Annotated in this window: 19 protein-coding genes; 16 read left to right on the top strand and 3 right to left on the bottom strand. The window is 55.4% G+C overall.

Annotated features, from left to right (window positions below; genetic code table 11):
• The 11 genes from HFP54_RS25340 to HFP54_RS21975 all read left to right on the top strand — a co-directional run.
• The coding region (locus HFP54_RS25340; RefSeq protein ID WP_206036339.1) for a hypothetical protein at positions 1-217 on the top strand (217 nt) is incomplete at its 5' end.
• Between the two features lie 768 nt (positions 218-985).
• On the top strand, positions 986-1480 hold the full coding sequence (locus HFP54_RS22020; protein WP_146416063.1) for a hypothetical protein: 495 nt from the start codon (positions 986-988) through the stop codon (positions 1478-1480).
• Between the two features lie 497 nt (positions 1481-1977).
• Positions 1978-2349 (top strand): hypothetical protein, encoded by a 372-nt coding sequence (locus HFP54_RS22015; protein WP_168566802.1) that lies wholly within the window; start codon positions 1978-1980, stop codon positions 2347-2349.
• Positions 2350-2463: 114 nt separating this feature from the next.
• Positions 2464-3537, top strand: a complete 1074-nt coding sequence (locus HFP54_RS22010; protein WP_235952169.1) for a sialidase family protein — start codon at positions 2464-2466, stop codon at positions 3535-3537.
• A gap of 960 nt (positions 3538-4497) precedes the next feature.
• On the top strand, positions 4498-4794 hold the full coding sequence (locus HFP54_RS22005; protein WP_168566801.1) for a DUF6958 family protein: 297 nt from the start codon (positions 4498-4500) through the stop codon (positions 4792-4794).
• A 93-nt stretch (positions 4795-4887) separates the two neighbouring features.
• Positions 4888-5358 carry a hypothetical protein gene (locus HFP54_RS22000; RefSeq protein ID WP_168566800.1) on the top strand — a complete coding sequence of 157 codons (471 nt, stop codon included), beginning with the start codon at positions 4888-4890 and terminating at the stop codon, positions 5356-5358.
• A gap of 1075 nt (positions 5359-6433) precedes the next feature.
• The gene (locus HFP54_RS21995; protein WP_168566799.1) at positions 6434-6766 is read left to right on the top strand and encodes a hypothetical protein; all 333 of its coding nucleotides are present in this window, start codon (positions 6434-6436) and stop codon (positions 6764-6766) included.
• Between the two features lie 146 nt (positions 6767-6912).
• Positions 6913-7362 (top strand): nucleoside deaminase, encoded by a 450-nt coding sequence (locus HFP54_RS21990; protein WP_146416057.1) that lies wholly within the window; start codon positions 6913-6915, stop codon positions 7360-7362.
• A complete protein-coding gene (locus tag HFP54_RS21985) occupies positions 7307-8077 on the top strand; it encodes a GNAT family N-acetyltransferase (protein WP_235952168.1) in 771 nt (256 codons plus the stop codon). The genes HFP54_RS21990 and HFP54_RS21985 overlap by 56 nt, the downstream gene beginning before the upstream one ends.
• A gap of 679 nt (positions 8078-8756) precedes the next feature.
• A complete protein-coding gene (locus HFP54_RS21980; protein WP_168566798.1) occupies positions 8757-9818 on the top strand; it encodes a tRNA-dihydrouridine synthase in 1062 nt (353 codons plus the stop codon).
• Between the two features lie 436 nt (positions 9819-10254).
• Positions 10255-10863: an NADPH-dependent FMN reductase family protein gene (locus HFP54_RS21975; RefSeq protein ID WP_168566797.1), complete on the top strand. Its 609-nt coding sequence runs from the start codon at positions 10255-10257 to the stop codon at positions 10861-10863.
• A gap of 28 nt (positions 10864-10891) precedes the next feature.
• Here the strand turns inward: HFP54_RS21975 and HFP54_RS21970 are convergent, their stop codons facing one another.
• Entirely contained in the window at positions 10892-13069 is a 2178-nt protein-coding gene (locus HFP54_RS21970) for a sensor domain-containing diguanylate cyclase/phosphohydrolase (RefSeq protein ID WP_168566796.1), read from the bottom strand.
• A gap of 375 nt (positions 13070-13444) precedes the next feature.
• On the opposite strand from HFP54_RS21970, the gene HFP54_RS21965 reads away from it, so the two are divergent.
• The 5 genes from HFP54_RS21965 to HFP54_RS21945 all read left to right on the top strand — a co-directional run bounded on the left by HFP54_RS21965 (position 13445) and on the right by HFP54_RS21945 (position 18787).
• Positions 13445-13849, top strand: a complete 405-nt coding sequence (locus tag HFP54_RS21965) for a response regulator (RefSeq protein ID WP_146416052.1) — start codon at positions 13445-13447, stop codon at positions 13847-13849.
• 70 nt (positions 13850-13919) lie between these two features.
• On the top strand, positions 13920-15674 hold the full coding sequence (locus HFP54_RS21960) for a GspE/PulE family protein (RefSeq protein WP_168566795.1): 1755 nt from the start codon (positions 13920-13922) through the stop codon (positions 15672-15674).
• A 29-nt stretch (positions 15675-15703) separates the two neighbouring features.
• The gene (locus HFP54_RS21955; RefSeq protein ID WP_168566794.1) at positions 15704-16888 is read left to right on the top strand and encodes a type II secretion system F family protein; all 1185 of its coding nucleotides are present in this window, start codon (positions 15704-15706) and stop codon (positions 16886-16888) included.
• A complete protein-coding gene (locus HFP54_RS21950; protein WP_145292946.1) occupies positions 16885-17202 on the top strand; it encodes a prepilin-type N-terminal cleavage/methylation domain-containing protein in 318 nt (105 codons plus the stop codon). The genes HFP54_RS21955 and HFP54_RS21950 overlap by 4 nt, the downstream gene beginning before the upstream one ends.
• A 250-nt stretch (positions 17203-17452) precedes the next feature.
• Positions 17453-18787, top strand: a complete 1335-nt coding sequence (locus HFP54_RS21945; RefSeq protein WP_146416050.1) for a sugar porter family MFS transporter — start codon at positions 17453-17455, stop codon at positions 18785-18787.
• 39 nt (positions 18788-18826) lie between these two features.
• On the opposite strand, the gene HFP54_RS21940 is transcribed toward HFP54_RS21945, so the two are convergent.
• Both HFP54_RS21940 and HFP54_RS21935 read right to left on the bottom strand, forming a co-directional pair.
• Complete coding sequence (locus HFP54_RS21940) at positions 18827-19549, bottom strand: response regulator transcription factor (RefSeq protein WP_168566793.1); 723 nt, start codon at positions 19547-19549, stop codon at positions 18827-18829.
• Positions 19546-21192, bottom strand: coding sequence for a sensor histidine kinase (locus HFP54_RS21935; protein WP_168566792.1), 1647 nt, complete (start codon positions 21190-21192; stop codon positions 19546-19548). Before HFP54_RS21935 ends, HFP54_RS21940 begins: the two co-directional genes overlap by 4 nt.
• Positions 21193-21221: the final 29 nt, after the last annotated feature.

The raw sequence follows: 21221 nt of genomic DNA, 5'->3' as shown, positions 1-21221 counted from the left end.
GGCGATTTTGTATGGGACGTTTTCTGTGTGGGCTCTGATGGTTGCGGGCGCTCAGTACAATCTTGCGACTGATCCGGAATACAATAGCTTTGCGGCGGGCATTTCGATTTTGGTCGGCTGGCTTCCCGGATCAATGTATTCGGCACTGTGCGTCTCGATTGTTGCCATCGTATCTGCGATCTTGCGGCGAGACACCGACGAGAGGCATGAGCGATGACTTCATTCCAACTTTCTGGCTGTTGTTTCAGATGATCAATTTGTACTGCAGTCGATCAGTTGGTCGCACCCAGCTCAGGTCGGAATTGCTGTAACGATCGGTTGCAAAAGAGGCAGGCTTTCAGGGTTTGGCGCTCAGAAAAGTTGCTTGTCGTTTCTTGCTGGATGCCCGCGTTGTCTGTATGAAGTTGTTGGCGTCGCCCCCCAAGTTATCAAAAGTCTTTCATCGTGAGGCATCCTACGGTTTGAGTGATCGCAATCTAAATATGTCGCCGTCGACTCCAGCGGCCGTCTTGCGTCGTACTCGCTGGTATCGAATCTTGCGTGCAGCAGGCTTCTACGGCCTTTTCTGCACGATTTGGTACGTGTCAGCCGCCGTTCTGTACTTCGTTGTCTTTGGTGACAATTCCTCGACATTTGGTGCATATCCCATAGTCCCCTCTGCTGTGGTTGCTGCTGGAATTGTGTTCTGGCGACGCAACTGCCCCAGATCACTTGCTGTCATCGCTGTACTGAATGCTCCATTCTGCCTAAACTTCACATACCACACGCTGCGATACGGACTGTGGTGAACATCGCTGAGTTCGATCGACGCAGCGTGGGTAACAGTTTTGTGCACTCGGAGCACGGCTTGCGCGGTTTCACGAACGGAGAGTAGACTTCCGAGCTCGCCCATCGCGGTCGTTTGGCCACCAGCATATTGCCAATACCTGCTACCAGGTTCCGAATAGCCCGAAGCCACCTGCCGCCATCCGGTCGATGCAGAAGAATGGTTCAACCTAGAAACAGAGACGAGGGAGTGTGTGGCATGAAATTCAGGCGTGTCGTTTTGGTTGCGTTGGCGGCTTCAGCGGTTGTGCTGGCGTTCCTGGCAGCATTGACGCTTGGATCTCCTCGTCGCTACTTGTTCACTGCGTCGGTGAAGACCGCCGCGTCGCAATCGTCAGAAGAATCAGGTGCAACCGCGGTTGTCCGGACCACCCCGGAAACAGGCAGGAAGAATGTGATCTACACCGTGACGATCCCAATTCGAGAAAAACGTTCCAAGACAGTCTCGTACACCGTGATGACGGTCGTCCGCGAGAATCGAACAAGAATTGATCCTGTCACTGGTGATGAAATCACTTATACGGTCACCCGCCATGTCCCGGAGCAGCGGGAAAAGACGATTTCGTACGTCGTTACAAACATGGTTGCAACGCAGCGCCAGAAGACGGTGGAATTGCCGGCGGTAGGCTTTGAAGCCACACGTGTTCCGCGGTAATTCTAGGCAGAGCATGCGATGAACGGAGGTCGCCGAACGGTTGTGTAATAAGTTCTGTTTCAGCCGTGTGTAAGCATTCCAGATCGATGAGAGCATTGTTGAGGTGTCAAAGCGTTGGATCGAATCTTCCGGTATCGGTATCCGTTGCGTGGACGCTTGCACTTTTTCTGCTTCTGCCTGCAATCAATCGAATTGGACCTCCGCCAAATGGGTTCGTTTTTCTGGCGATGCAGCTTGCGGTTACGCTCTGTTCGCTAATCGCCGCTTCGGTCCTACTATTTCGCCCGCGGAAACGTTGGCTACTTCTCACGGTCCCGATGGTTGCTTTCCTTGGCGTCGTGACCGCCACGGTATGGACACAATTCCCATAGGTCCTTGGTCTACTGGGCGGTGCTTGTCTAAGGCGGGAAATTGCTATTGATTTCGCATGGAGTGAGTCTTGCAACCGAGATTTTATGAGCCAACTGTTCGCACTCCACCCGATGATTTAGTTTGTTATGTATCTCATGGAGCGTGCAAGGTCGGGCTTCAGCATTCAGTTCTTTTGGACGGGTTCTGATCCTGAATTGCTGACGCGGTTAGGCATTTGCACGCTGATGATCGCGACAGTTGCCATCGCGTTGGAATTCTGTGCTGCAACGGTTGGACCTGTTTCACTCTCCATACGACTTTTCGGGCTCGCGATTGGCTTCTACGGTTTCGCCACGCTCACTTTCCGCTTCTCGCGATTCACTGAAATCGCCTGGTGTGAAGCGGTGTTTTTCTTCGGTCTTCCCGCCTACTTGCTTTGTGTGTGTGGTGCTTTGGTGGGATGCTTTGCGCTGCTGTCCACGGTCTATTTCCTTGTTTTGCCGAGACCGGTTGATTAGCCGTCGGTTGAAACGATGCGATGGTGGGATCCGGTATATTGGTGGCCGAGTCGATCGCAACCGACCGCTTCGGTGGTGCGACTTCGCGTACCATCCGACACGTTGCCCAACGAAATGAACACACTCACAAATCTCATTGTTTTTCTCGCCGTGTTGAATGGCGCGCCTTCGCAGACCGCGTCGCCGGTTCAGCGAACGCTCACGAAGCCGCGTGTTGTCCAGGATGCGAAAGGCTACAATTCGTGGCCGATGATTCAGGCGATCGGAAAGAAGCTTGTCTGCGTCTACAGCCGCGGTTCGCGACACTCGATCGGGGAAGACGCCCGCGCTGTTTACTCGCGAACCTCTGCAGACGGCGGGAAAACGTGGACAGAGGAAACGGTCGTCGCCAACTCGCCGGGCTTTGGCGATGTTGAGGTGGGAAAGGGGCTGGATTCTGAAGGGGCGATGCTGCTTTGGGTGCGGCGGGTCGGAAAGGAGCGTCTGCACGATCTCTACCGTACGTCCGATGGCGTTACCTTTACTCTCGTGGCGACGCCGGATCTTGCCGTCCGCCCCGTGCAAATCACGGACATCTTCACCGTCCCAACCGTGGGTCTCATGGCGTTGTGGTTCGCTGGAGACTATGGAGGCAAGCCGACGAACGCTTGGGGCACGCTAACAAGCAGCGACAACGGCAAAACCTGGAAACAAACTACCGTCGAGTCAGGGTTGCCCAAGACTCAGTGGCCGACCGAGCCCGCCGCGGTTTACCTCGGCGAAGGCAGGATTCTTGCCATCGGCCGTACAGAGGTGGGCACGCCACAATTCCAGATGGTCTCTTCGGATTACGGAGCGACGTGGAAACGCGAACCAACCAATATCGGCGACGCGTTGGCTTCCACGCCTAGCTTGATCCTCGAAAAGGAGACAGGTCTTCTGAGCAATTACTACTACCATCGTGGTGCCGGCGTACTGCGACGACGCGTGGTCGATCCCGAGCAAGTGTTTGACCACCCACAGGATTGGCCGGATTCGGAGCCCATTGCTATGGGAAGCAAGGTTACGTTTGATGCCGGAAACGCCAACGCCACTGTGATCGGAAGCACCCACTACATCAGCTTTTACTCCGGCAAAGCGCCTGACACCGCAGTCCTCGTCTCCGTGGTCCCGGCACCGAGCGCCGGGAAGCAACAGGGATTGGAATAGGCAACTGTGATCAGTCTTCGGTCGTCGACTATCAGTGCCGTAAGCTGGGACATACGTTGGGGGCGATCCCTATTCATCGTCTTTCTTTTGGTCGACCAGTCGCGTTTGTCGATAGTCGGAATCAATGATCACATGGTTCGAAGTGCAAGCTAGATTTCCCAAACAGTCCTGGGATGATGTTCGGTTCAAACTCTATCTCGAAGGCACGAGGTTCCATTCGCGAGTCAACAACTGTTCTTTTGACGTGGGACCTTTCTCGAAACCACCGCTGGTATTCCTTCGACGCAATTCCGCATCCGGCGACGGCAACCACATTCGTGATGCGGAACTCATTGGCGACGTCCGTTCCCTAAACCGAGACGCCGCCAGCGCCAATGCGGTCGTTCAATTTGCCCGGCAATTCAACTGACTTGAATTGGTGGTGCCTTACGTTGTTCCGGAAGATAGCGATGGTATCTACCAAAACGACTAAACGCATGGTCCAGCCTGTTCGATCCGTGCTAACGCACGCACAATCTATTTAGCGCTCGTCGGCGTTGCCGTCGTTTTTTCGTGTCTAGCGTCGATCGCGGTTGCTGAGTCGTTCATGCCAAACAACGTTGCAGGGCGAAAGGGAGTTGTGATTTTTTACCGCACATTTACACCCATGATCGTTGTTTGGTCCTTGCTTGCTTCTTGGGCCTACTTCAGTATGCCACCGTGTTCTCGCAGTGGCGAACTGTCCAGCGACGAAGAAGCAAGCATCGCCAGCGAGAGCAATCGATGAGAGGCGTGTTTCTTCTGGTGTGCAGTCTCTCGCAGCGGAGACTCGGATGGCAATGAGGTCAGTTGGGGAGTTCGTTCACCCGGCAAATAATCTCAGATTTTCCGTTTGCGGCCCTTTGTGCAAGCAGCCCTGTCGAGACGATTCTATGATCGTATCCCGCGTCGAACGCCAACTGCCCGAAAGTCGATTTGCCCATGCCCAGTTCTGACAAAATTCAGATCGAGAATGTGAATTGTCCGGGGCAGACGAAGAACGTTGATGCTGAGAAGTACAACGCAATGAAGAATGTGCTTCTGGCAGTACTTCCCTCGAAAGCACCGGGCATGACTCAGGCGGAGATGCAGAAGGCGATCTTGCCTCATCTTCCGGATGAACTGTGGCCCGGCGGTGCGAAGTCTGGTTGGTGGGCTAAGACCGTACAGCTTGATCTCGAAGCAAAGGGCGTGATCGTCCGAACGGATTCCAAACCGCTAACATGGCATCGGGCATGATATCGCACCGCAATTCGATCTGTTTGTGTTCGGTTGCGACTGTCATCTACCCCCGAGAAGTTACTTTTACTCGGAACAACAACCGGAGTTGCTATGGCTCGTCTATTGATTGCCTGGGTTTCATTGTTTGCGTTGGCACCAACCGCAGGGCTCGCTGATGATTCGGTGCCATCTGGACATTCGACTCTCCACATCGTCTTCATCACGCCTCACTCGCAACAAGGGGTACGTGAATTCGACGGTGGTCAAAGGTCGATGGTGCGCGTTGGCAACGCCATTGTTCCCGCTGCGGATGTCCGCCCGATCCGAATCACGATCGATGGTGGTTTCGTTGGTCACGCAATGGCCGGAGTGTGGGACGTCAAACCGGTGTTTGTTCTGCCGGAAGGAAACCACAAACTGAAGTTCGAGCTCGATGGTTTTGATCCGGTATCGACTGATATCAGAGTGTTGGGGACGAAGTCAAAGCAGTATTTGCTCGTGAAGTTTCCGGCCGAGAGTCCGATATTGAAACAACCCGCTGCATCCGTGGATGCAGCGACGGGACATTCTCTGAACGACTGAATTGAGGCCCCACCGTAAGGACCGTTGTTGCAGAGGTTGTTGTCGTAGCTATGGAGAGTCAGTCATTGGTTTGGCGGGCCAGCGACTCTTGCGGAGGTTGTGTTCGTAGGAAAATGCCGATGCAGCACACGAAGACGGGGAAACCATTGATTGGTCCCCTTGCGAGGACCAGCAACCTGCATTTGCGCGTACGTAGAGCAGCAGTTTGGGGCTTCCGGTCTTCATTTCGATTAGCGACGCGGTGGGGGCTTCATGATCCAGGATGCGAAATGCTGGTCTCTGGAATGATTCAGCGAATGGGGCGCGAAGAAGATAAAGTGCCTACAATGCAACGCAATTCCGGCGTTTGGCTGGACGACAAGCAATTGGTTGCAACATCGGGTACAGACTCCCGCTCTTCCGCGTTATCGCTCGGATACGCACCATCGCTGTGACGGCCGTTCCCAACTAGAGTTCATTCTTCGGCACGCAATGTCCACCCCGAATCCATACTCGGCTCCTTCAGCGTCACTGGTCTCAAGTGAGCGTGATGCGGGAACGCGATGTCCCGTATGCAACGGCGCCCTGAACCGTCTTCGACTTGTTCTTCCGCTTTCTCGATGCCCGACCTGTCATCGGCGTATACGGCTTCGCAACTCCGCGCGTGCAAGTTTGCTGTCAACCCTTACAGCTATAGGCTGCTTTCTCTCATTGCTGCAATTCGAAGTGACGCCTGATACAAACGGATGGGTCTTTGGTATCCATGCATTGGTGTTCGTTTCGCTTGGTACCATTTGGTTCCATCTGTTCGGTGAGCCTGCACTTGCTGGATGGATTGGCAATGCGTCGCGAAAGAAGTTGGCGCAAGAACGCGACCGGTTTCGCGCGGGGCTACCGTGAAGATGCAAGCTTTCGACACACGGGTCGCATGCCGGACGCCGGCACTGGGCAACAGTTGAGAGTCCCGGTATTGGCCTTGGGTGCTTTGTTGCGGGCAAGTTAGGGTTGGTTTTTCGGTGGTTTCAGGATTCTGACGGCATTTGTGACAATGTGCAGTAGTTCGATTCCCAATGAACGTCGCACGGGTTTCAGTTCGTTGCTGCATTTCAACCTTCGCACGCTATTCCTCTTGGTGAACTTGAGTGCGGCCTATTTTTTCTTGGTCAATTGCGCTGGCGAATTTGCCGCCACGCTCTTTGTAGGTCCATTGGTATTGATGATTTCCGTCGTCATTCTCCAGGTCCAGAACATGGTCTACGGATTGCTATTCGGAGGCATGTTCGCAATCGTAGTGGTGATGATTGCTGCCGGCGCATTTGCGCCGGTTTCACCGGGGCAGTTGATGATTGCATCGCTGGTGTATCCACCTGTGAATAGTGCTTTGGGTTTGATCTTTGTCGCCCATCGACAAGTTTGGCGTGGGATGTGATGGGGTGGCTTGTGGACACAAGTGGTCCGACCAGCAAGTCAGGCACTGAGATCAAAGCAGGCACTGAGATCAGCGCACGCAGCTTGCTGTCAGGCGTCGGCGACACGGTACAATGAATTCCTTTCTCGAGCGTCGAGGAGTATGGCATGGACGCGTTTTTGAAAGAGGCAATCCGAGAGGCCGAGCAAGGTGCCCGTGAAGGCGGAATACCGATAGGTTCTGTTCTGGTGATCGACGGAGAGATTGTCGGACGTGGTCGCAATCGCAGGGTGCAAGATGGCAGCGCGATTCGTCACGCGGAGATGGATTGCTTGGAGAATGCGGGGCGGTTGACGGCGGATCAGTATGCCAAAGCGATCCTGTATTCAACGTTGTCGCCATGTGACATGTGCAGTGGCGCGGCTCTGTTGTATAGGATTCCGAAGATCGTGATCGGTGAAAATTTGACGTTTCAGGGGCCGGAGTCGTATGTTCGATCGCGAGGCGTCGATTTGACAATCGTTGATGATCCCGAGTGCGTCCGCATGATGCGTCAGTTCATTGCGAATCGTCCTGCTTTATGGAACGAAGACATCGGCGAAGTTGGTGATGGTTAGCTCATGCGGAGATAAGCCTGAACCTTTCACGCGATGGGAGGTCTTGTGTAGGGGGGGCGATAGATCATCGGTCCGCGTTTTCGCGGTCAAGGCCTTATTTTCTGGCGCAAGCTTTCCAGGTATTCCGCGAAACACCGAGGTCGATATTCGTGATGGGGTTTTGCGATTGGAGTCTGTTGTCGTGTATCGAGAAGGACCGCAAACGCCGCGATTAACGCATCGCGCTTTCGATTTGGGTGATGCAGAAGCCTTTTTTCGGTTGAACAGCGACCCGGAGGTGATGAAGTTCACGGGAGAGCCGTTGTTGTCGTCACTGAAACAGGCCGCTGAGGCGATTGAGTGCTACACGGACTTTGAGCGATATGGGTTTGGCCGCTGGGCTTGTGTGCAAAAGCAAAGTGGAAAGGTGATCGGCTTTTGCGGATTGAAATACTTGCCAGACCTTCACGAAGTGGATGTCGGCTATCGCTTGAAGCCTGAATTTTGGGGACGGGGATTCGCGACAGAAGCTTGCGCCGCGTGCTTGGATTTTGGTTTTCGTATCCTCCAACTGAACCAGATCATTGCGATGGTCATGCCGGCCAACGCATCCTCCATCGGTGTCGTTCGCAAGTGCGGAATGCGTTGCGAGGGAGAGGTGTTTTATGAGGGGATACCAGTGCTGCGGTTTGTGAAAACGAATGCTTCGGTATCAGGTAGCGTTGATCCCGTTTGACTGGGTTCGGTTTCATCGGGGTGACTGTATTGTCGTTTTCGCAGGCTGGTGCGTTTCTTAAGTCATGCTTGTGGCATCAGCTGGATTGATCCCGTAGGGCGTCCGGAAAGTCGCCGGGCGGTTTCGAAGGCATTGTTGCCCGGTGATAAACATCAGCCGCTTCGGGTGGTAGCCGAAAGGCAGCTGTAAGGCGGCAGGTGCAGGCGGCGCCAGTGGTGATCGGTGGATCCGGATCACCGTCGATCGTTCTGGCGAATCCGCTTGCGTTATTCCGAGGTCGACCTGACCGGCGACAGGAAACAAACGCTGGTTTCGATCGAATCATCTGATTGAGCAAGTCTGCGTGAAGAACGAGGGTGTTTGGTACTAAAGATGAGCCGTGGTGGATTGTCGCGGACGAGAGACGCATGAATCGGTGATGCGTTGAAACGATGCGCAAAACATTTGTCGGGCCATCTGGCCAGCGGTAAAACAAGAGATGGGTCGGAGTACTGTCTTGCTTTTCTGGTTGGTGTCGAGTTGCGCGGGCGAGGTGATTTGGCACTACTAAAAACGCGGGTCATTGGATCGGGGATTCGTCACAGCGTCGGTGGTGGTGCGTGTGGGACGCGATCTGGCAAGGGGGTGCGAGGCTTGGCAGGGTGTAACGTCCAATAACGGCTGGTGGGAGGATCGAGTGATGTCATTGAATCTTGAGACGAGGCTTGGCGGATTGGTTTTGCCAAGTCCGGTGATTGTGGGAGCTTGCCCGCTGACGGCGAAGGAAAATGTCCGCTTGGCGATTGAGTCGGCTGGAGCGGGTGCGATTGTCTTGCCGTCGCTGTTCGAGGAACAGGTCGCGTTATGGAATCAACGCAATCGACGTGAGCCGGTTGTGGGGGAACGACCGCTTCGCGAGCGTGCCGCCAAGCACGATTTTGATCTTCAATGGCACGATGCCGAGACGTACTTGTCATTCGTCAACCGTGCGAGTGTTCAGTCCACGATTCCAGTGATCGCCAGTTTGAACGGATCACGAAGTGAAGTCTGGGTCGATTTCGCCAGGGAATTGGAAGACACCGGGGCGCACGCGATCGAACTGAATTTGACAATTGCCGATTTCGATGGCTACGAGAGTGCCGCAGCGATTGAGGATGAAATTTGTCAGTCGGTCGCCGCGATTGATAGCGTCGTCGATATTCCGGTCTTTGCAAAGTTGCCGCCGCTATTCACCAGCGTGGGCCACCTGGCGCGACGAATCCAGTCGGGAGTTCAGGGTGTGGTGTTGTTTGGCCCCGAACCGGACATGGATTTGTGTCTGGATGATTTGCATTTTCAGTGTCGCTGGGGGCTGACGGAGAAAGGGTCGGTGGTGCATTCGTTGCGAAGGCTGACGCAAGTTCATGCGATGTGTCCGTCCATTCCCATGATCGCCAACGGAGGAATTGGATCGACTGAAGATGCGATCAAGGCACTGTTGTCTGGCGCGGACGCCGTGATGGTGACGTCCGCAATTTACCGTGAGGGACCCAGCGTGATCCGGACCATTCTGGATGGGCTGGTCCAGTTCATGAATTCGCATTCGGTGACCGGGATGAGGCAACTGGCGGCGATGCGTCCTGTCCCCGGCGACTGGGAAAAACGCCGGTTGGGATATATCGCGGCTTTAACCACGAAGGTCGAAGCGGAGCCAAAGTCGAAGGATTGCGGACGCGTCAGCGGCGATCGCTGGGGACATGTCGGTACGTTGGGCTCGGCGTAAGACCATTAAATCCTGCTGGCCGAGCGATGCGGGGCGTACACAAGACAGCCCCATCGCACGGTGGTAGTTCTGGGGTGGTGCGGGGTGCAGTGTTTTGCAGCGTCCCGATCCTTCGGGCTGAAATTGCCAGAGTGTCCTCTGGATCGGGAAAGTTCTGTTTTGGTCCCGATAGTTTCGCCGTTGCCGCCCTGTCAGAAAGCCTACCGTCGGCGTCCTGGGTTATTGCCTGACGTGGATTGACCGGGTGAGCCCTACTGTCTGTGGGTGCAGTTGTTTCATGTCCATGGGCGGTCTAAGAATGTCGCACAATCACCGTTGCCGCTATCAAGTTGGCGTATCGGTGAGGCACCACGTTCTGTCCGGTCATTGATCAACCGCAAAGGTTGATCGGTGATCAATTGACAGGCAGCGACCCAGGCGGAAAAGGAGTTGGTCAGTGCGAGTTATTGTTTTGTACGGGACAAGTTCAGAAGGCGAGCTTGCCGTTGCGCGGCACTTTTGTGCGGTGATGCAGCGAAAGGGGACGCCGGTCGACATGGTTGGCTTACGTCACGACATCGCCAACGAAGTGGCGATCAATGCGTATGACGCCGTGGTTTTTGTCGTATCGGATTGGGGCCGGCACGTCGATCCTGTGTTGGAGGAATGCGTTCGGCACTACCGCAGGTGGCTACAAAACGCTCCCCTGGCGGTGGTCGGTGTAGCGGATTGCCGTTGTCATGCTGTCGATGTCCGTGACCAACGCGGACGCTTGGTGGACTATCTGGGGTTTCAGCAATTGTCGACGGAGATGGTTCGAGTGGTGCGGTACGATGCCGGCGAATCGGACGAACGACAGCGATTCCGGTGGTTCCCACGACGACGGGTGACAGTAAAAGAAACGCCTAACGTTTCCGATCCCTGGCAAGTAGGCGAAACGACAGAGCAGGAAACCGAACAGTGCCTGCAAGAGGCTTTCGTCGACGAATTCGTACATCGAGTGGGCAATCATCAACGTCGAATGGCAAAACTGCGGCGACGCGGTGGATGCAAAATCGCATTTTGATTTGTGCGTCCTCGCAGACGAAAGCCGCTTACTTGTCGGCACCGAGGGTCGGCGTGGCGGGATCCACCACTTGGTTGTCATCACCGGGTGGTGGTGGATCCGACGGATCATTGACGAAAGCGGATTGTGTGGACCTGCACAGCCCCAGCAGTTTCTGTGTGGTCTCCAAGATTCGAAGCCAGCGGACTTGTGGTTCGGCGGCCATGTCCTGCAATCGTTCGGATGTCTGGACGATGTCGTCCAGGCTGTGATGCTGGGCCATCGCGATCAGCCGGCTAGCCAGTTGTTGCAATTCACCCAGATTTCGATTGTCGATCGCTTCGGCCAGGTGTTCGATTTGCAGGCCGATTTGGAGCGCGGTCTGGCGAGAGACCGCTTGTCGCGTGTTGCTTGATTCGGGGCAGGATTGCAACGTCGCGATAAAGTGTTCGACCAAAATTGGATCAAACTGTTTCCCGGCACACCGGCGCAGCTCTGCGACCGCTTCGTCGTGGGATCGGCCCTTGCGGTGTGGCCGGTCGGTGACGATCACGTCGTAGGTATCGGCAATCGTCAGCAGACGTGCCGCCAGCGGGATCTTCTTGCCGCTTGGCATGTCCGCGATCAGTGATCGACCGCCGTAGTAGGCCGGATGCGTGCGGACGATTTCGCAAAGTTCGGCGTTATGGAACGTTCCCGAGACGATCTCCACGCCGATGCGATGGTGTTTCGCGATCAAACGCCACTGATCGGGAGTAAGAGGCCCTGGTTTTTGCAGGATGTCATCGGGCAAGGCGATCTTGCCGATGTCGTGCAGCAACGCGGCCATCTCCAAAACATAAGTCGAACGTTGATCCAGCAAGCGTGCGGCTGCGGTCACGCAAAGGTTGGCCACCCGACGGCAATGCGAGGCGGTGGCGGTGTCCCGATAGGCCAACGCGCTGACCAGTCCCATGGCAGCGTGAAAGGGAATTTCTTGGGAAAGTTCCGGCAAGCTGGTGGGGGTGTGACGTGCCTTGAGGCTATCGATGCTCAGTCGATCGATCTCATCATCAAAGACGACGACTTGGTTTCGTCCTTGGCTTTTGGCGGCATACAGGCACTTGTCGGCTTGGTCGATCATCGCTTGCGGCGACGGCGCTTTGAACGTCAGATCGGTCACACCGATGCTGGCGGTCAGACGGAGTTCGGCGGGGTCATCCAGTCGAATGGCTTCGATGCTTTTTCGCGCCGCTTCGGCCTTCTGGCTCGCTTCTTCGAGTGCAATGCCCGGCAATGCAACGCAGAATTCTTCGCCACCGTATCGGCACACCAACCCTTCGTCATCGAAGGCGTCCTTGAGCGTTCTTGAAACGCGACGCAGGACTTCATCGCCGACACTGTGCCCATAGGTGTCATTCACATTTTTGAAGTGGTCATTGTCGAACATCAGGCAAGAAAGATTGCCAGAGCGACCAATGGCGGCATCAAAACTGTGATGCAATTGGGCCATGAAAGACCGACGATTGAAACAGTCGGTCAAAGCATCATGGCTGGCCAATTTCTCCAGTTCGCGATTTCGATCGCTGATTTCTTTTCGATTCGCGCGTAAGACCGCCAGCATGCGTTCCATGTCCGCGCGTTCTTCTTCGACATGCGTCACATCGCGAAACGTGGCCAAGACGCCACGAGATTGATCGCGGGCTGAGCGTACACGGGCGGCGGTCACTGCCATGAAACGCAGTTGTCCGTTTCGCATTTGATACCGTAGCAGTTGTTCGCTGCTGTGGTCGCCAAGTGGTTTGCCGGATTCGTGATGGTCCAGCACACGCATCCATGGAAAATCGTGGATTCCCGCATCATGGCTGCACACCCACCGCAGTCGGCTTGCGCGTTTGCCCAGCAAGCGGCTGGGTTGCTGTTCGATCATCTGAGCGAATGCGTCGTTGGCCAGCACGATACGTTCTTGTTCATCGATCAACAGCAGCCCTTCGGTGAAGGTATTCAGTGCATCGCGAACACGGTTGGGAACGACATCGACCGCTTCGAAACGAGGGGCGACAAAGCCGGTGAAGCATGCAAACGCCAGCCAAGCAAAACCGGCGAATGCCAAGAGAAAGGTCGGAGAAAGCGTTTGGTGTTCGCGATCAATTGGGACCGGGCCCCACTGCGCCAAGACAAGCAACAACGTGGTCGCTAGAGCGACGAAGGCGAGTGCAAGCCGGAGATTTGCGAAATTCAGTTTCATGGTGTTGGTGAACGTGTTCACGCATGTCGGTGAACGGGTTCACGGAAGTGATCGACCAGAGGCGTGTCAGTGCCGCCGAGCAGAAAAGTGAAGCTGATGGGTGGCGAGTTTGTCCGCTACTAAAACTTTCGTCATCCTTGGCAAAGTCTGGTCCATTGGAGCCCCAAAATCATGTTGGGATCCAACGAAGCTGGCGATCGTATCGAATGGATCGAATGATCCGTCTGTAGGGAACGGGGAAGGCCCGAAACAGGCTTGCTGGCAATCGAATGCACTGGAGAGTGACCTACGTTTTACCAGTGAACGTGCGCTCCGGGGTGGAGCGTCGGCATCGAATGGGTGCCTTGGTCCGATCATTCATTGCTAGGTCATTCCGTGTCGATTGTCAGAAACGCTGATCTGCTGTTGGTGCATTCCGATGCTCGGTTGGCGGAAATCACTTGCTTTCGTTTGGAACTGCTGGGGTATGGCATCCGTGTCTGCTGCAGCGGGACGGATGCATTGTCGGAGATTTCCAAGTCCGTTCCTGACTTGATCATCGTCGACACCACTTTGACGGATATGGACGGTTTGGAATGGCTGACGCGACTGCGAGCCGAATACGCGCCGGTCGATTTACCGGCGTTGGTCTTTTCACAAGACCCGTCGCTGGAAACTGTCGAGCGGGCGTTCATGTCCGGTGCACAGGATTATCTGTTGACGCCGTTCGATCCGACGGTGTTGGAACAGAAGGTGGAACGATTGTTGGATTCCAAGTTCAGCAAGAGCCCAGCCCAGTGACTTATCCAGTGAATCGGAAGACACGCACGAAGCCACACGGCGAGAACGCCGAAATGTTGAGGAAATCACGATGAGACGTTTGGGCGACATCCTGATCGAACAGCAGCGTTTGACACAAACGCAGTTGGAAGAGGCTTTCGCAAGCAAGCCCCGCGACATCATGCTGGGCGATTGGTTGGTTCAACGGAAACTGTTGAACACGCAGCAACTGGGCGAAGCGCTGGCCGAACAATTCATGGTCCCGTATCTGGACGTCGATCCGGCTTCGGTCGATCTGCAAGTGGCCCGTTTGTTGCCGGAAGATTTTGCACGCAGCCAGGCCGCCGGAGCGATTTCCGTCGAAGGTCGTGAGATGACTTTGGCGATGGTCGCACCGGACAATATCGAAACCATCGCCGAAGCGGAATTGATGACGGGGTATCGCATTCGACCCGTCGTCGCGCTCGGTGATGCGATCGAGGCATTGATCAGCCGCGTTTATGACGATCGTGCGTTCGCGCGACAAACGATTGTCGACATGAAGTTCGCCGAGTTGGAAGAAGCTCGGCTTTCGGGTGAAGCCAATCTGAACGCGGTGGTGGTGGCCGAACAAGAAGATGCACCCGTGGTGCGTCTGGTCCAGGCGATTCTGGCTGGGGCCGTGACCGCAGGTGCCAGCGATATCCACTTGGAGCCACACAAACCCGAAATGCGGGTGCGTTACCGGGTTGATGGTGAACTGCAGCAAGTGATGACCATTCCCAATCACATTGAAAGTCCGGTGATCAGCCGGATCAAGGTGATGGGTGATATGGACACCACTGAAAATAGACGACCCCAGGACGGACATTTGACCGTCTTTGAAAACGGCAAACGGGTCGGCTTTCGCGTCAGCTGTATCCCCACCGTGGATGGTCAAAAACTGGTGTTGCGATTGCTGGATGAAGGTGGCCAAACCTTTGATCTGGCGGGGATCGGGCTGCCCGATGCCGACTATCAAACACTTAGCCAAATCATCGACAAGCCGCACGGCATGTTGGTGGTGACTGGTCCGACAGGAAGCGGAAAAAGCACCACGCTGTATGCGGTGTTGGAATATCTAAACTGCGAAGATCGCAACATTGTGACGGTGGAAGACCCGGTTGAGTTTCGTATTCCCGGTATCAACCAGGTGCAAAGCGACAATGAGTTTGGAATGGGTTTCGCCAACGCATTGAAGTTCATCATGCGTCAGGACCCCGATGTGATCATGCTGGGAGAAATCCGCGACAGTGAAACGGCAACCACAGCAATCCAGGCGGCGTTGACCGGTCACCTGGTGATCAGCACGTTGCATACCAACGATGCCGTAGGGGCGGTACAGCGGTTGGCCGACCTGGGAGTCGATAACTTTAAAATCGCCGGGTCGTTGTTGGGAAGCGTCGCCCAGCGATTGCTGCGACGCATCTGTGACAACTGCAAGTGTGAGGTGCAAGCAAACGAGAATCTGTTACGGGCCCTTGATCTGGAGGGCACCATCGATCTGACGCGTCCGTTTTATCGTGGAAGAGGATGCAACAAGTGTTTGGGAACCGGGTTCTCCGGGCGACTGCCGATTTTTGAAATCATGCCCGTCAACCCGGAAATCATGTCGGCCGTCGAAGCCGGGGTTCCCCACAGTCGGCTTCGTGAACTGGCGGTTCGCCACGGCATGGTGGAACTGTATCGCGCCGGGTTGCAGCAAGCGATTGCCGGAACCACATCTCTTGAAGAAGTCTATTTCAAGACGGCGGGCGATCGCCGCAGTGAACAACAGGAATCGATGGAAGCGGGACGCCGTGAAACGGACCGGTTGGTCACGGTTTGACGAGCGTCGCAAAGCTTAGGGAATCATCAATGAGTAATTCAGTCTTTGCGGGTACACGCAGGCGGCAAACGGTCGGGTCGAACCGAGGTCGATCCGAAGGCGGTTTGATGGCGTTGCTGCGGAAGCTTCATTCGATCGAAATCGGTGGATCGAAGAAGCCCGGCGTGGATTCCACCAAAATTCGCCCGGCGGCGCTTTCGCAACTGTTGCGTCTGTTGTTGATGCTGCTGCAGAACGGCTTGACCCTGCCCCGTGCATTGCAATCGCTTGCCTCGGATCGATCGGCCCGTCGATACCGTCACGTCTTGGATCGAATGCGGAGGACCATCGAAGCGGGTGGTCGATTGAGCGAAGGCATGGCCTGTTTTCCGAAATCGTTTTCTTCGATGCAGGTTCAGCAGATCCGCATCGGCGAAAACAGCGGATCGCTGGAAACCACGCTGGAACAAGTTTGCGAGCAGCTAGAAAACCGAGTTGCATTGCGGAAGCGAATTGTCAAGAAAGTCAGCTATCCCATTTTGATCACCATCGCCGGGATCGGGCTGACCATTTTTATGTGTACTTTCGTCGTGCCGGAATTTGAAGGCGTCTACAGCACCAGTGGTGTCGATTTGCCTCCGGTGACACGAGTTGTTACGGGTGTCAGTCGTGCATTGATGGCATGGGGCTGGTTGGTTCTTCCGATTGGCGGATTGGCTGGTTTACTGTGGGCGATCGGCCGATCGCGGCCTCGTGTCAGTCGCCAAATGGATCGCACGTTGTTGCGGTTGCCGGTCGTCGGGCCCTGGCTGCGAGACGCCGCGGTGTTGCAGTTTGTCGATGCCACTTCCGCGATGATCCAGTGCGGTTACACCCCAGTCGAATCCGTTGAGATGGCTGCCGCATGCGTTCGCAATCGAGATGTGCGGAGTTCGGTGGAGGAGGTTTGTCGAAGCGTGAATCGCGGCGAAAAGCTGAGCGTCGAATTGTCACGTCACGAAAAGTATTTCCCACCCACCTTGTGCCAGTTGGTGGCCGTCGGTGAACAATCGGGAGAGTTCGGCAAAGCGTTGCGGGGAACGGCAAAGCATTTGAGGGAACGGCTGGAGAGTCGCATTGACGCTTCGGTTGGCCTGCTGGAGCCGACACTGACGATTGGCTTGGCCATCTTGATCGGGGGCATCGTGTTGTCGATCTATACCCCCATGTTCCATATGTTTGAGGTCTTGGAATGATGATGCAACGCAACGGTTTGACACTGATCGAGGTGATTTTTGCGGTGACGTTGTCGGCCGCCGCCGCAGCATTGACGATCAGCTATCTGCGACTGCCCGGCGATTCGGCGAAGGATCGCGCTTGCGAGTTGCGTCGTGAAGTATTGGCCGAGCAAGTGGCCCGGTATCAGGACATCACTGGTGCAACACCTGGTCGCGATCTGCGGGAATTGCAAACCAGTGAGTACGCGGGCAATGTGCTGCCGACGTGTCCTTCGACGGGGATGAGTTACCGGTACATTGGTGGTCAGGTTCAATGCCCGTCCCATCCATGACGCACGGGCCGATGGCTCGTACGAGATGAAAGTCGCAGGGGCCGTGTTGATCCAATCGGATCGACACGGCCTTTTTTTGATGGCGGCTTCACAGTGAGAGACGCATGGTTGATGACGCGTCCCATTCCGATGCGGCGATTCGATATTCTGTGAGCGAAGACTTTTGACCGGTTGATCCCTGCGGGCACTCCGACCCACAAGGTAGCTTGACCGATTGTGGCCGCTCTCCGAACCCTAGTGTTGAATTCGAATGTCAAATCGATTGTTCGTCTGGTCCATCACCTCGGCGCTGGCCGGCTTTTTGTTCGGATTTGACACGGTAGTCATCTCCGGAGCCGAGAAGACGATTCAATCGCTGTGGGAATTGGGTGACGCCCAGCATGGATTGGCGATGAGCATGGCGCTGTGGGGCACCGTCGTTGGATCGCTGGTCGGCGGATGGCCGACCGACCATCTGGGGCGTCGCAAGACTTTGATCTGGATTGGAATCCTGTATTTCGTTTCGGCCGTTTGGTCGGCGTTGGCCAGCGACGTATATTCCTTCATGCTTGCCCGGTTCATCGGCGGCTTGGGGGTTGGGATTTCAACCGTCGCCGCCCCGTTGTTCATTTCGGAGATCGCTCCTCCGGCGCAGCGAGGTCGGCTGGCCGGGATGTTCCAGTTCAACATTGTGTTTGGGATTTTGATCGCCTTCGCTTCCAATGCGATGCTGGGTGGCCTGGGTGATTCGGCCTGGCGATGGATGTTGGGAGTCGAAGCGGTTCCGGCGTTGATTTATTGGGTGATGTGTTTGTCGTTGCCGGAAAGCCCGCGTTGGCTGATCACAAAACGGGCAGACGTGGACGCGGCCAAGTCAGTTTTTCGACAGGCAATGCCTGATTCGGATGAAGCCGCCGTCGATTCGCTGGTCAAAGAAATCCAGAACGCGTCGGTCCCATCGGGATCGAAAGAATCGTTTTGGAATCGGTCCTTGAAGGTGCCCATTGCTTTGGCGTTTTTGGTGGCGTTCTTCAACCAATTGTCGGGGATCAATGCAATCCTGTACTTTTCGCCACGAATCTTTGAACTGACGGGTTTGGCCAAGCAAGCCGCTTTATTGCAGTCAGTGGGGATCGGGATCACCAACCTGATTTTCACCTTTGTGGGACTGTGGCTGATCGATCGATTGGGGCGTCGTACGCTTTTGTTGATCGGGTCGGTGGGTTACATCGTGTCGCTGGGGGCTTGCGCATGGGCGTTCGCTTCGGAGACCTTCCAAATCGTGCCGGCATGTATTTTTGCCTTCATTGCCGCCCATGCGGTCGGTCAGGGAGCCGTCATTTGGGTTCTGATTTCGGAGGTTTTTCCGAATCAGCATCGCGCCGCCGGACAGGCACTGGGCAGCTTCACCCACTGGATCTTTGCCGCCCTGTTGACGTTGTTGTTTCCGACGATGGTCGGGCTATTTCATCCAGCAGTCGTGTTTGGCTTTTTCTGTTTCATGATGGTGTTGCAACTGTTGTGGGTGATCGTTCTGGTGCCCGAGACGAAGGGGGTTCCTTTGGAAGAGATCCAGCGACGATTGGGTGTCAACGAGTCGAGCTAGCGCAGCAAGATTCAGTTCGCACATGGCAGGCCGTTGCGATCACGCCGAAGCGACCGGATATCGATAGCCGACGCCGTAAACGGTTTGGATAATGACCGGCTGTTTCGGGTCGCATTCAACGGCCTTGCGGAGTTGGCTGACCGTTTGATCGACGCTGCGGCTGTTGGGCGTTTTGTCGGTACCCCAACAACGGTGATACAGATCTTTTCGGCTGACGACATCGCCGTTGGCGTCGTAAAGCATGGTCAGAATCAAGATTTCGCGTCGTGTCAGGTCATAGGTTCGTTCACCACGCACGGCTTTCATTTGCGACGGTATGACGCGAAGGTCTGACATTTCAAAGGGCGGGTGCTGTGTGACATCACACTTATCGTGGGACGCCCCCGATGATTCGGGATAGCAGCGTCGCAGTACCGCTTTGACACGGGCAATGACTTCGTGCGAACCAAAGGGCTTGGCGATGTAGTCGTCGGCACCGATTTCAAAGCCGATCACTTTGTCGATTTGTTCTCCCTTTGCCGTGATAAAGATGACTGGCGTGCGCTGGTCATGTTGGCGAACTTGACGGCACAGGTCGAAACCACTCTTGATAGGCATCATGACGTCCAGGCACAGCAGATCAAATGCCTGTTGCTTGATTGCATCGGCTGCGCTCAGCCCGTCGCCAAACGCCGCAACCTGATAGCCTTCGGATTCCAGCAATTCCTGCAATGCGGACCGGGTGTGTCGATCGTCCTCGGCGATCAAAATGCGCGGCGTCATGATTGGCTCCGTTTGAACGTCGGAACATCGGCATTACTTTTCACTTGGTTTCCGTGCCGCAGTGTCAAACGAAAATGCGCACCTTGTCGTTCCGTGACGTAGACCAGATCACCACCGTGTCGGCGTGCGGCGTTTCGAGCAATCGCCAAACCGAGACCCGTGCCGGCGGGGGATTCCAATGAGTCGTCCAAGCGTTGAAAAGGGGCAAACACCTTCCTGATGGATGATCGCGGGATCCCCGGCCCGTCGTCGATGATATCGATGATCGTTTCGCTGGTCGTCTGGGTCGATCGGATTTCTAAACGACCGCCCTGCCCCGCATATTTTTCGACGTTGCTGATCAAGTTGACCAGGACGATGTCCAACAGGTCTTCGTCCAGTTGCACGGCACGCGATGCATTAAGTCGCAGGTCCGTTCGAATTTGTCGATGCTGTAATGAGGGCAGAAAGCTCTCGATCGTGGTACGAATGACTTCATCGGGGACTCGCTCGATCAAACGAAGCTTGTTCTTGCCCGATACCATTTCCAAGACACCGGAAACAATCCGCGATAGGCGGCGACTTTCCTCTTCGATGACGTCCAGCCGTTTGATGGCTGCAGATTCCATGGGGGATTCTTTTGATTTGGCCAAATCACGACGTGCCAGGTCGGTGTACAGGCGAATGTTTGTCAGCGGTGTCCGCAGTTCGTGTGAAACATGACTGGCAAAACTGACTTGTTGTTGTGCGAGTGCCATTTGACGTTGCATGGCGGTCATCAAGTAGATGCCCAGCAGCGACAGGCATGTGACGATCGAAATCAATAATGCCGCAAGCGGTAGCCATGGTGCGGTGGGCCATTGCACTTGGGACGATTCGGGCAAGGCATAGGACAGGCTCCAGGACGACCAGGGTGCCGACATGCGAACGCTTTCCCGAATGGCGTCGTCATCGGGCACTGGGTCACCCCAGCGATAAACGGTTTCGTTATCGCTGTTGTGAAGTGCAAAGGACTCGCCGTTTTTCCCGCTGTCTGGGACCGATTGAATCAAATCGGCCATCCATCGACCACGTTCCAAGACGACCCCTGTGGCGGATTGATCGTCGCGTGGCAGCCATAAGGCCAGTTGCAGTCCGTTGTCGTGATAACAGGTTTGCCAACGTGAATGACGCGGTGGTTGCTTGGCCGTGCTGCGGCCTCCGTTCGCCAACTTTCGTGAAAGTATGGAGGTCAATAACCGATCGTCAGCGGGATGGCTGTCATCATCAGCACCGATCGGCCGACGTCTGGCAAGTTCGCTTAGAACGGCATGCCAGAGAATGTCGTGGGAAGCATCGGTCGCGGGACGTTCGGGATAGATCAAACGTCCGTCACGGTCGACCAACATCGTGGCATGGACCAGTGGCGATTGGCGGCGTAAATCACGCAACGAATCCACATTGCGATCAGCCTGGGACAAGTCGGCGGTCAGTTGAGTTTGGTACAGCCTGGAAAGCGCGATGAAGCGTTGATCCAGTTCATCCAAACGCGACCGCATCAGCCGCTGCAATTGCGCACGTTGTTGTTCATTCTGTCGTGCGACGACTCTTGACCCCAGCCAGCCGATCACGACTAGGGGGACGACCGTCAACAGAAGTAACGCAATGGCATATCGCAGCGGCAAAGTGATAACCCAAATCGTTGGTGCGGCGA

This window comes from Crateriforma spongiae (assembly GCF_012290005.1).
GTDB lineage: Bacteria > Planctomycetota > Planctomycetia > Pirellulales > Pirellulaceae > Crateriforma > Crateriforma spongiae.
Note: the sequence above shows the minus strand (reverse complement) of the source record. Positions and strands in the feature narration are given on the sequence as shown.